Source organism: Citrobacter sp. RHBSTW-00887, from assembly GCF_013728095.1.
GTDB lineage: Bacteria > Pseudomonadota > Gammaproteobacteria > Enterobacterales > Enterobacteriaceae > Citrobacter > Citrobacter braakii.
On record NZ_CP056268.1, the window covers coordinates 76,570 to 88,635 of the forward strand.

Below are 12,066 nucleotides of genomic sequence, written 5' to 3' on the forward strand. Positions count from 1 at the left end.
TCCGCTATCACTCTTCAGGTTTTTCTTATCACTTGTCCAGAAGTGGGTAACTGCACATAACAAATTGCAACCATATGATTCCTCAGTTCATTTTCAGAATTTACTCGTGCTTACTTCGTATACAATTCGGAATTTATCCGTACATTTTATAAGGAGTAATAACGATGAAGCAGTTTACAAATGAAGCAACTCAACAAATGCTGGCCGACTTTGACAAATCCCCTTTCTCTGACGCTGATCTGGCCGCAATGGATGTGGATGCTCGACAAATTATTGAGCAGAACGCTGAAAGGGATCGCCAACACCCGGTAACAGCAATCTGGCGTGTTGCGGTCGAGGGAAGCCTGACTGCGCGAGGTGGTGTCGTAACCGCTGTTGATAGCGCCAGGGTTATGGATCTAGGCAACGGTCAAATGGTCAAAATCGCAGTGGAGGGTGATGCAGTCACTTATACCGATGGTTCATCTGCACGGATTGTTTCAAGCGCTGGCCAGAAAGCTACACACTTCGAGAAAGGGCTCGCGCTGGTGGGCAGCGTACTGGATAACGGGGATGAAATTGTCTCGACCCCGCAGGACAGATTAGTGCTGTTATCGCGCAAAGGTATGGCTGAAGCCCCCGACTTTCTGGCAATACCCGGAGGCGTGACTCATGGGGTATCGAACTAACAATTATGGCCGGGGCCAGGCGCTCCACGGAGATAAAACCACCACAGGCGCGACCGTCCTTACTTGGGGTCAGTTTGGATATCGAAAATTATTGTACTATAAGGGCTTCCCCGGCGTGTCAACGCCGGTGTTTATGGTTTCTGTCTGCTCTTCAGTAAAAATAAAGGGGAGAGACTGCGGTACTATAAACGGCCATGATGAATCGTCATCGATTCGGACCCTGATGAAAGACGCGCGTGAGGTTCTTGTTCGTTAAGCGGATACGTATATCCTGTACAATAGCCAGATAGGCCTCACGGGGTCTAACCCTTTATCATCAACGAATTGCAGGTCAGATGGTTATTTTGTTTCGTGCTTTAGCTGGCTGAGTACAGCCTGAAATCATCACCGTAATGCAATGATGCCCAGCACAGCCTTGCGTTTTTGGCGGCGATGGCTACAACGGCACGCCAGTATCCTCTGCGATCGACCAGTGAACAGACCCAACGACTGAATAAATCAGTCCTTTTCTCGGCACCAATCAGAACCGAACGAGCCCCCTGAACCAGTAGCGTTCGCAGATACGAATCGCCAGCTTTAGTTATCCTGCCAAGCTTTGATTTCCCACCACTGCTGTACTGCGATGGCGTTAGTCCCAGCCAGGCTGCCAGTTGTCGCCCATTTTTAAAATCGTGTGCATTACCGATACTGGCGACCAGCGCACAGGCCGTTGTGGGACCAATCCCTTTCAGTTCCATCAATCGCTGGCTGCGGTGATCTGTTTTTGCCATGCGGGACAAAATCCGGTCATATTCAGTAATATTATCTTCAATACGATCAATGTGTTCCAGCAGGTCATTAACACATTGTTGAACCTGAAGTGGCAAAGAACTCTTCTGCTCAGAAACCATGTGACGCAGGGCATCTGTACTTTGTGGGGCGATGACACCGAATTCCGATATCAAACCTCTCAATCGGTTATATGTTGCTGTTTTCTCTTCGATAAAACCCTGTCTGATACGGTGTAGGCATTGCATCGCCTGCTGGCTCTCATCCTTCACTGGTACAAACCGCATATGCGGGCGACGAACTGCTTCACAGATAGCCTGAGCATCAGCTGCATCATTTTTGCCTGATTTACCGGCCATGCGGTAAGGAGATACAAATTTAGCAGCCATCAGCCGTGGTTCATGACCATATTGCCGAAACAACCTTGCCCAGTAGTGAGCCCCGGAGCATGCCTCCATCCCGATAACACAGGGAGGTAAACTGGCAATCAGCTCAGGAAGGGCAGCACGCGATACTTTGGGTTTAACCAGAACAGTTTTACCGTGTTGGTCAACGCAGTGAACAGCGAACACATTTTTAGCAAGATCGATACCGACAGTCGTGATGGTCATAACGAATCCCTCCGGGGCTATGTTTACCCCATGATTGCACAAGAGTTAATCAGGCGCATATCCAGGGGAAGTCCCTTCCATTCGTTAAGGCTATTTTTTGACCTTTCGACTTTAGCGGGTCTCAACCGACGAAACTTACCGGAAGCCGGTATCCGGTTGCTTTTCCAGATATAATCGCCTGTCAGATTGATATGCTCCCAGCCTAGCGGGGACAAATGCGACAGCAATTGATCGTTGATCTTCACCCCTTTACGCTTCAGGGCATCGACCGCTCTTTCCATATAGACGGTATTCCACAGCGAGATAGCTGCCGTCAGCAGCGTCAGTCCACTGGCGCGATAGCTCTGATTTTCCGGTTTACGATCCCTGATTTCACCCAGACGGTGCAGGAATACCGCGCGCGCCAGCGCGTTACGGGCTTCTCCTTTATTCAGTCCCGCCTGGACCCGCCGACGAAGTGCCGGATCGCGGAACCAGTCGATCATAAACAGCGTTCGTTCAATACGGCCAATTTCTCTCAGTGCTTTGGCAAGTCCATTTTGCTTTGAGTAGCTGGCAAGCTTTTTCAGCATCAGGGATGCCGTCACTGTTCCCTGCTTTATCGAGGTTGCCAGACGCAACACTTCACGCCAGTGAATTTCGATCTCTTTCAGGTTCAGGCTGGTCGTTGATATCAGTGACTGAAGCGCCGGGTACTGGTCTGCTTTCCCTTTGATAAACAGCTTCTTGTCATGGAGATCCCTGATTCGCGGACAGAACGCAAATCCCAGCAGATGCATCAGGGCAAAGACATGATCGGTGAAACCCGCGGTATCGGTGTAATGCTCCCTGATTTTCAGGTCACTTTCGTGGTACAGCAAGCCATCGAGAACATGGGTTGAATCCCTGACCCGACTTATTATGCAGGTGTAAAACGGGCTGTATTGATCCGAAATATGGGTATAAAACTGTCGTCCGGGCTCCTGCCCATATTTCGGGTTAACCTGTCCTGCGTAGCGGCCAGTGCTGCCTGTTCTGAAATTCTGTCCATCTGATGATGATGTTGTCCCGTCTCCCCAGAATGCCGCCAGCGGCCTTTTCCCCTGCGCGTTTACCAGTTCTGCAAGGGCGGCTGAATAGGTTTCGTCGCGGATGTACCATGCCTGAATATCTTCAAGTGATGATTTGGTACTCCCGGGGCAGGCTTCTGCCATTTTTGTCAGGCCAAGATTGATGCCATCCGCAAGAATGGTGGTGAGAAGCAGGCGGGTATCGGGACGGGTAATGTCATTTTTTATATGCGAAAAATGTCGGGTAAACGTCGTCCAGCCGTTTACCTCATCGAGAATTTCCGTGATTTTAGGGCGCGGTAGCATGCTGTAAACCAGCTCTGCCAGCGGTGAAACCTGCGCCGGTACGCAGTTATCCAGCGGAGAGACTTTTACGCCCCTGTCGGAAATTTCCACATCGGGCAGTTCACCAAGGGCTGCCATGGCATTGACCTCTTCAAGTCTGGACTGAAGCAGGGTCATACGGCTGGTAATGTACTCATGGTAATCAGCAGATACGGGCAGTGGCAGCGCCGGAGTGAGTTTGTCAAAGTCCTTTTCGGGAATGAGGTAATCATCAAAATTTTTGTAGCGCCGTGAGCCTTTAACCCAGATGTCCCCGGAGCGCAACGCTCCCTTAAGCTCGCTGAGCGCACAAAATTCATAATACTGCCGATCAATACCCGCAGGTGTAATCACCACCCTGTGCCAGCTTTCAGGGACAAACTCAAGCGGCGCAGTCGCCGGAACTTTACGTGAGTGCTTCAGGTACATATCCTTGATCACAACCAGCGCATCAGCCAGAGGTTGCGCTGCCGGGGTTGCGACTAACTGTAAAGTGGATAACATGCGTGGGGCATATTTCCGTAATATGCTGTATTTCTCGGTAATAATATGCAGCGGGTCAAAATTATTTTTTCTGGCGAGATGGCGTGTTTCCTCCAGACTGGCGACAAATTCAGGCCATGGGAGTATATTTTCTATTGCGAGCCATGGATCGTCACCGGAATCGCGGGCATCAGACAGCGCCTGACCGACATCGATGTACTGCCTCAGTTTTGACTGGATCAGCTTTCCGGTCTGCTGAAGGCGCTCTGCCTGTGTTCTTTTGGCTTTGCTGAAAAGGCTGTTCAGCATTCGCTCATGCAACTCAATCACTTCGTCTGTCAGTGTGGCTCTGGCTTCTTCCAGCACGCACACCAGGATCGCATGACGCCGGGTTGCTGAAAATCGGGTCAAATCACGGCTACTCATCTTCCGGCCTTCCCGCGCCAGTTTCAGCAACCGGTTCTGGTGAATGGTACGATCTATACCTTCCGGTAATGCCAGCGATTCAACGCTGCTGAGCCGATCAAGATGTTGCAGCACGTTCTTACCATTGATTTTACCCGGCGGTTGCAGAAGCCATGTCAGCCTGGAAGACTGATTATCCGATGACTCAAGTAAACGATCCAGGGCATCCCTGTGAGCCGGAGTTAACGGGGCATTCAGAGTCTGAAATACGATTTTATCGCCGCCTGCCATGGCCTCAGCACAGGTACGCTCCACGACATCAATCGCGGGGATTATTACGTTGTTCTGCCGGAGCCAGACCAGCATCTCTTCGGCCAGGAGAATACCTTTATCAGTACGCGTCGCCATCGACAGCAGGTGTGTAATACAGTCCTGCTGTATTTTGCCGGTAAATGCCTTCACGCCAAGATAGCGGTACAGTTCGGTTAAATGCTCGCGCCGGGTCGTATCCCTGCCGGAAAGGTAAGCAGGCCAGAGATCACCGGTAAGATTTAGCCTGCTGGCGATATGTTTCAGCAGTGCATCAGAGGGTGGGATTTTTTTATCCGGGGCAAAGCCAACATTTTTCAGATAGCAAAGAAGGACGGCAAAACCAAAACGGCTGGCGGGTTTACGGTGAGCACAGATAAGCGCCAGATCATGCTCACTGAAATAGGCCATCCGGGTCAGCGTTAACTCATCGTCTGGCAATGCCAGTAATGATTCTCTTTCCGACAGAGAAAGAATCTGCCTCCTTGCCATATAGTTTCCCTCATAAATTATCCGATGCGGTATTTTTAACAAAAATGGTTATCGCATAAGGGTACACCCTGACGGTATAACCAAAACGTGACATCACACGATTTATGCCATAACCTATATGCGATAGATTAAATGCAATAACTTAAATGCGATATTATGGCGGAAAAATGTTCATCAGAGCTTATTTAAGGGCATCGACGGAAGATCAGTTCGCTGACCGGGCAAAAGAGATGCTGGAGCAGTTCGTTCAGCAGCGGGGACATAAAATCGCCAGCTACTACCGGGAGAATATCAGCGGCACAAAACTTGATCGCCCTGAGCTGGGGCGCTTACTGATGGACAGTCACCACAATGATATCTTGCTGGTCGAACAGATAGACCGTCTGACCCGTCTGAGCAACAGCGACTGGATGACGCTGAAAAAGCAGATAGAAAAACATGAGCTGCGGATTGTCAGTCTTGATGTGCCCACCTCATGGCAGGCGCTGTCAGATAAAGATCCTTCGCAGGCGGACCCGATTACTCGCGCAGTAATAACCGCCATCAATAACATGCTAATCGACCTGATGGCCGCGATGTCGCATAAGGACTGGCTGAGCCGCCGACAGCGGCAAAAACAGGGGATTGAACGGGCTCATACACTAGGTAAATACCAAGGTAAGCAAGCTGATCGGGAGCGTCACCAGAAAGTACTGTATTATCGGCAGGTTAAGAAATTGAGTATTCGTGAAACCGCAGATGCAACAGGTTACAGTGCTTCGCAGGTATGTCGGATACAAGCGCTGTATAAAAATAATGAATTTTCCTGAAAGGCTGGAATAACGGTGTTTATTGCGATCATTGCATAGGCGTCATAGTTAGGGCTTGTTAATGACTAGCAGCCTGGAAGTACGCTGTGTGCCAAATCCAAAAATAGTCATTCACACCCTGAATCACTTTAAAGTGATTCAGGGTATGCGCTTATAGCTGCCATTCAAGGCGTTAATAATTTTTGTAGATTTTCTATTCCATATAATATGTTTTCAACGAATCTGGAGAAATGAAGTGCCATGTGTGTATGGCACTTCATCTCTTATTTACTCATTGACTCCGTTACCGTCTGCCAGGTTATGAAACCACCACTCAGATTATATGTCCGGAAGCCGTGAGCCTGCAGAATACGGTATGCCACATGCCCGCGCAGGCCACTCTGACATCCTATAAAAATTTCTTTATCTTTAGGCAATTTTCCAAGGTTTTCCCGCAGGGAATCAAGAGGGATGGATAGCGCGTCAGGATATTCACCAAATTGTTTCAGTTCGGCAGGAGAGCGAATATCAAGTAAACAATAACTGCCCGGTTCCCGTTGTAACACATCGCTGACATGACATATGACCGTATCTCCTTTCATTACATTTGTCGCCACCATACCAGCCTGGTTAACGACGTCCCTTGCACTGTTAAAAGGTGGAGCATAAGTCAGCTCAAGATGTTCGAGATCGTTGACGGTAAGCCCCGCGCGCTGTGCGACAGACAGGACATCGATGCGTTTATCAACCCCTTTTTTCCCTGATGCCTGAGCCCCGAGAATTTTACCGGTATCGGGGCTGAACAGCAGTTTCAGACTGATCATCGTTGCCCCCGGGTAGTAACCGGCATGATCAGCGGCATGGACGTAAACCTTCTCGTATCGGGTGCCATGAACTTTCAGCTGCTTTTCATTCGCACCGACGCTGCCAATACTCAGCGAAAATACCTTACAAATGGATGTCCCCTGACTGCCATGGTAAAGGCTGTGACGATCTAGCATGTTATCAGCAGCAATGCGTCCCTGGCGGTTGGCGGGCCCTGCCAGAGGAAAATTAGCGGGTTCCTGAAAGACAAAGTCTGGGGTTTCAACGGCATCCCCCACGGCGTAGATGTCAGGGATACTGGTCTGCATACAGGCATTGACGCTTATGCCTCCCCGTTTACCCACTGCGAGCCCGGCTCCTGTGGCAAGGCTGTTCTCAGGTTTTACCCCGATGGCGAGAATAACCATGTCGGTCTGCAGAAACCCACCCTCAGACAGTGCAACGCGGAATCCCGTCTCTGTCCGCAGTACCTCGGTGAGCGCCGTTCTGAGACGCAGATCCACGCCATGACTCCGGATTTCCTGATGCAGGGCAGATGCCATTTCAGGATCAACCGGAGCCATAACCTGTTCCCCCATCTCCAGCAGGGTCACACTGATCCCCCGTTCGCTCAGAGCCTCCATCACTTCAAGTCCGATAAATCCCCCCCCGACAAGCGTGGTGTGAGCTACGTGATGTTGCTCAATCCACCCCAGGATAGCATCCATGTCAGTAAGATTTCGCAGCGTAAAGACACCCTCTTCCTGTAGCCCGGGCAAAGGAGGGACAACCGGAGCGGCGCCGGTACTGAGGAGCAGACGATCCCATTCTTCGCTATAGACCTCCCCTGAGGTCAGATTTTTAACCGTCACCGTTTTATTAACCGGATCCACTGACGTCACTTCATGACAGATACGGACGTCTATGTTAAAGCGGGATTTAAAATCCTCCGGGGTTTTCAGAATCAGTGACTGCCTTAAAGGAATTTTTCCGCCTATATGATAAGGTAATCCACAGTTGGCGAAAGAGACATCGCTTCCCCGTTCAAACACAACAATACTGACATCCTCTGATAACCGACGAGCTCTGGCTGCAGCGGATGCCCCGCCGGCAACACCACCAACAATCACTATTTTCATTACATCCTCTCTGTTCACCCGGGGCGAAATGCCTGCCAGATATAATCGTTTCCCCGGGCCGGCAGGACGCTGCAGACCTGACGAACACGATGGCAAAATTACGATACCGTCAGTATACTAAATTATATTATATAAAAACACATAGTATGAGAAATCAGCAATGCTCATGAATGAAGACACAAAACGTCAGACAGATATGAAGAATGCGGCCCTGAGGGCAGCAGATGTCTTACGGGGACTGGCCAACAGCGACCGGTTGCTGTTGATGTGTCAGTTAAGCCTGGGGGAAGCGAATGTGGCCGGGCTGGAAGCGGCGGTCGGTATCACTCAGCCGACCCTGTCCCAGCAGCTGGGTGTAATGCGCCGCCTGAAGCTGGTCGAGACCCGACGGGCAGGTAAAATGGTATATTACCGTATTGAGGATAACCGTATCATGACGTTGTTAAATACCTTATATGATCTCTACTGCCCGCAGGCAGGCACCGGTAAAGGAAGCCATAACAACGAATAATATGATCCTGCTTTCCCCGTAAACCGTTTTATCCGTGCATCATTAACCCTGTTCAGGCTGTGAAATGCCAGACCGGAACCTGCGATACCTTAACGGGAAAACAACAGTGGTCCGGATATACCAGCCGATGATGCCCGTCACGGACAGTATTTCTCGTTCACGCATTCACTGATTAACCCACTGATTCAATGGTGTTTAATACTGTGACGGTCAGAAAAAACAGCCACAGGAACACGGATGATTCTGCACTGTCAGTAATAGCCTGTGGCTGACAAACCGTTTTTTCTGCTGCCACGGGGTGACATTATTCAAGCAGGCTACGCAACATCCAGGCAGTTTTCTCATGTAACTGGATACGTTGTGTAAGCAGATCTGCTGTGGCTTCATCATTCGCATTATTAACGAGCGGGAACAGGGAGCGTGCAGTTTTAACCACGGTCTCCTGGCCCTGGACAAGATTTTCAATCATGTTTTTTGCTGCCGGAATATCCTTATCTTCATTAACCGCTGTTAGACGTGAAAATTCATGATATGTGCCGGGCGCGAAGCATCCGAGCGAGCGTATACGTTCAGCGATATCATCAACGGCAGTGGCCAGCTCATTGTATTGATTTTCAAACATTAAATGTAAGCTGTTAAACATGGGGCCAGTTACATTCCAGTGATAGTAATGTGTTTTTATATACAGGGTATAGGTGTCAGCAAGAAGCCGGGACAGGCCGTCTGCAATCTCCACCCGGGATGATTCAGCAATACCAATATCAATGATTTGTTTACTCATAACTACCTCTTACACGGTTTCAGTGGAATATACGATATGCGATTATTCTTTCCGGTCTGAGCAAAACACGCCTCAAATTTTTATAATAACCAGGTACACCTGTCGTCTGTCACACTAGCGATGCGCCAGAGCAATATCCTGCGACGGAACAATGAATTTCGCCGTGGCACGTGCCACTGTCTGCTGTCCTTTTGTCAGCCATGCTTCAAGCAGGTAAATCCCCCTGCGTTGCCCAAGCAGTCTGGCACATACCATCAGTTTGTCTCCGGTACAAACGGGTGAAATGAATCTTACCGTCAGTTCAGCCGTCAGGGCTTGCACACCCTGCATGAACAAACAATGAGTCATTGCTGCATCCAGCAGGGTACTCGTCATTCCGCCATGTAAAAGACCCGTATACCCCTGATGCCTGTGATTGGCCGTGTAGTCCGCACATACAGAGCCATCCGGGTGCTCTGAAAACATTAAGTTCACCGTATCAGGGTTGTTGTCGCGGGAACTACAGACCATACAACAGGTATGGGCCTTTCTGGCATCAAGATAACAATTCATCTGTTTCTGCTCAGCGTCCGGTTGTACTGACGGGAGGCATCCGGAATTCAGTCAGCTGAGGGGCTCCCCCGGCATCATTACTGCCTCCTCCACACATTCCGGCTCCTGGTTTATACACAATACGGGTCTGATAAAAATCACCGCCCGTGATGAAATAAACTCATGAATGGCAACAGCGCCCGTTTCCGTGATGATGCTGACGCCCACCCTGGCACGCATTTTCTGCTGTGTTCCCGTCAGAGTGACAGCATTTTTTCCCTTTCGCCTCATGATGAAAGGACTGGCGTCCCTGCTCCGGCTTATTCAGTTCAGTCAGAACACGGGTATCCGGATCACACAGTTCAGTGAACAAACGACGACCACAGTCAGTCTGGTACACCGCGATCTGATGCCCCAGTAATTTACCCAGCATCCGTTCCCCGATGTTACGGACCACAACGCGGCTGACTTGCTGTTGAACCAGCAGGTCAACCAGCTTCCGTTTACCTGAACAATCTGCGCCCAGCGCGGGATTTTCTGTCCGGCTGAGCTCCACACCGCGCTCATCCACCAGGACAAGGTGACTCGCTTTGGTAAAATGATTTGCTACCCGGTCGTCATTCACTGGAATGGCTGTGATCATCTTGTGTAACTCCTTCCCTTTCAGAGTGCATTATTAAGGCCTTGCCCTGAGTGAGACAGTCCACAACCTTAAAACGGGCTGCTTTCAGGACATTGGCCAGTGTCTGCCTTGAAACCCCCATTGCAACAGCCGCTTCCTGCTGTTGCATGCCCAGTAAATCGACCAGCCGTAACGCTTCAAACTCATCTTCTTTTAAATGAACATGTTCAAGCTGGCTCATCGGTCGCGCATTGGGCTTAAAACAGGTATCCGCAGGGCGGCCACAGATGTTACGGGGAATTCTGGGTCTTGGCATGAAGGCTCCTTATTGGCATATGCTATATATACACTCATAAACTGGCATATGCAATATACTCTGCTCACCGGTGGAGAATTTTTTGCTTTACCCTGGAGTCTGTAAGTGGGCAGCAGGTCATGAGAGATGAAGAGAAAGAAAACAGATACTGTATGAGACTCAATTTAAAGTGCTGCCATAAGGGGGTCGTCTCAGAAAACGGAATCTATGGTCACTCCCGTTTTTGCAACACCGATTTTGACGACAAGTTGGCTTGCTTGAATCTATCCGGCGTCTGAATGGGATTTTATTCCCGCGCCTCGATGAGTTCCGCGCCTGATGAACCTCCAGAAAATATACGGCTTCAATGAGCCTTTCCGTTTTACAGGTTCCTCAACAGGCCGGTGGGCCGTTAGTATCATCAATATCAGTATTCGCAAAACCAGATGAATGATTGTTTAAACTGGTGTATTTCTGCCTTTATGCTTCGTAAGTTTGCTGTCGCGCCGTCAGTGCCCAGGCTATTCTGGCCAGCTTGTTTGCCAGAGCACAGGTGACGACAAAGTTGCTTTTCCGACACAACAACTCCCTGACCCAGTCGGCCAACTTGCCAGACTGGTGTTCCAGTTTTTGTATGAATACCCTGGCACACTGAACCAACAAAGTTCGGATCTTTTTGTTGCCCCGCTTGCTAATCCCTAACAATGTCGTCCGACCTCCCGTGCTGTACTGTCGGGGTACCAGCCCTGTTGCCGCCGCAAAGTCACGGCTGCTGGCGTACTGCTTCCCGTCGCCAATCTCAGTTGAAATAGTACTGGCAGTCAGCGTTCCAACGCAGGGAATACTCAGCAAGCGCTGTCCAACCTCATCTTCGTCCAACTTTCGTTTCAACTGAGATTCCAGATCTTTAATCTGCTCAACAAGATAGTGATAATGCTGTTGTAATTTCAGCAGTAACTGGCTGAGATAAAGAGGCAAACTACTGTCCTCAAGAAGGGTACTCAGTCGACTAATAACGGCAGCACCTCGCGGAACGCTGATACCAAATTCCAGCAGAAAAGCATGCATCTGATTAGTTGTTTTCACCTTATCCTGAACCAGGGATTCACGGACACGATGCAGAGCTCGCATTGCCTGCTGAGATTCGGTTCTGGGCTGCACGAAACGCATAGATGGACGTGATGCTGCTTCACAGATAGCTTCAGCATCAACGAAGTCATTTTTGTTGCTTTTAACGAATGGGCGGACAAATTGCGGTGATATCAGCTTTGGAAAATGCCCTAACTCTGCCAGCTTGCGTGCCATAAAGTGAGAACCGCCACAGGCTTCCATCGCGATGGTTGTTGCCGGGCATGTCGCCAGAAATTCGATTAGCTTTGGTCGGGTGAATTTTTTACGGTAAACGGCCTTCCCACGATGATCCTGACAATGAATATGGAAAGAGTTCTTACCCAGATCGATACCAATAAGCGCAATGTTTTCCATG

11 protein-coding genes are annotated in these 12,066 nt (G+C 49.7%); 3 read left to right on the forward strand and 8 right to left on the reverse strand.

Going from position 1 to position 12,066, the window contains the following annotated elements; translation table 11 throughout:
* Positions 1-164 precede the first annotated feature (164 nt).
* A complete protein-coding gene (locus tag HV314_RS25910; protein ID WP_007372141.1) occupies positions 165-668 on the forward strand; it encodes a hypothetical protein in 504 nt (167 codons plus the stop codon).
* A 356-nt stretch (positions 669-1,024) separates the two neighbouring features.
* Here the strand turns inward: HV314_RS25910 and HV314_RS25915 are convergent, their stop codons facing one another.
* Together HV314_RS25915 and HV314_RS25920 are read right to left on the reverse strand one after the other, a co-directional pair.
* Positions 1,025-2,047, reverse strand: a complete 1,023-nt coding sequence (locus HV314_RS25915; RefSeq protein WP_001572362.1) for an IS110 family transposase — start codon at positions 2,045-2,047, stop codon at positions 1,025-1,027.
* 23 nt (positions 2,048-2,070) lie between these two features.
* Positions 2,071-5,109: a Tn3 family transposase gene (locus HV314_RS25920; RefSeq protein ID WP_045269834.1), complete on the reverse strand. Its 3,039-nt coding sequence runs from the start codon at positions 5,107-5,109 to the stop codon at positions 2,071-2,073.
* Between the two features lie 167 nt (positions 5,110-5,276).
* Between HV314_RS25920 and HV314_RS25925 the strand changes: the two genes are divergently transcribed.
* Positions 5,277-5,918: a recombinase family protein gene (locus tag HV314_RS25925; RefSeq protein WP_045269835.1), complete on the forward strand. Its 642-nt coding sequence runs from the start codon at positions 5,277-5,279 to the stop codon at positions 5,916-5,918.
* Between the two features lie 263 nt (positions 5,919-6,181).
* On the opposite strand, the gene HV314_RS25930 is transcribed toward HV314_RS25925, so the two are convergent.
* On the reverse strand, positions 6,182-7,840 hold the full coding sequence (locus tag HV314_RS25930) for an FAD-dependent oxidoreductase (protein WP_025760366.1): 1,659 nt from the start codon (positions 7,838-7,840) through the stop codon (positions 6,182-6,184).
* A 160-nt stretch (positions 7,841-8,000) separates the two neighbouring features.
* Between HV314_RS25930 and HV314_RS25935 the strand changes: the two genes are divergently transcribed.
* Entirely contained in the window at positions 8,001-8,351 is a 351-nt protein-coding gene (locus tag HV314_RS25935; protein ID WP_000928911.1) for an ArsR/SmtB family transcription factor, read from the forward strand.
* Between the two features lie 304 nt (positions 8,352-8,655).
* On the opposite strand, the gene HV314_RS25940 is transcribed toward HV314_RS25935, so the two are convergent.
* From HV314_RS25940 to HV314_RS25960, 5 genes are all read right to left on the reverse strand, one after another.
* Complete coding sequence (locus HV314_RS25940) at positions 8,656-9,132, reverse strand: Dps family protein (RefSeq protein ID WP_000043177.1); 477 nt, start codon at positions 9,130-9,132, stop codon at positions 8,656-8,658.
* 114 nt (positions 9,133-9,246) lie between these two features.
* On the reverse strand, positions 9,247-9,507 hold the full coding sequence (locus tag HV314_RS27500) for a PaaI family thioesterase (protein ID WP_017901299.1): 261 nt from the start codon (positions 9,505-9,507) through the stop codon (positions 9,247-9,249).
* Between the two features lie 337 nt (positions 9,508-9,844).
* On the reverse strand, positions 9,845-10,306 hold the full coding sequence (locus tag HV314_RS25950; RefSeq protein ID WP_000626969.1) for a NifB/NifX family molybdenum-iron cluster-binding protein: 462 nt from the start codon (positions 10,304-10,306) through the stop codon (positions 9,845-9,847).
* Positions 10,281-10,601 (reverse strand): DUF134 domain-containing protein, encoded by a 321-nt coding sequence (locus HV314_RS25955; protein WP_001137910.1) that lies wholly within the window; start codon positions 10,599-10,601, stop codon positions 10,281-10,283. The genes HV314_RS25950 and HV314_RS25955 overlap by 26 nt, the downstream gene beginning before the upstream one ends.
* A gap of 459 nt (positions 10,602-11,060) precedes the next feature.
* Positions 11,061-12,065: an IS110-like element IS5075 family transposase gene (locus HV314_RS25960; protein WP_000427614.1), complete on the reverse strand. Its 1,005-nt coding sequence runs from the start codon at positions 12,063-12,065 to the stop codon at positions 11,061-11,063.
* Position 12,066: the final 1 nt, after the last annotated feature.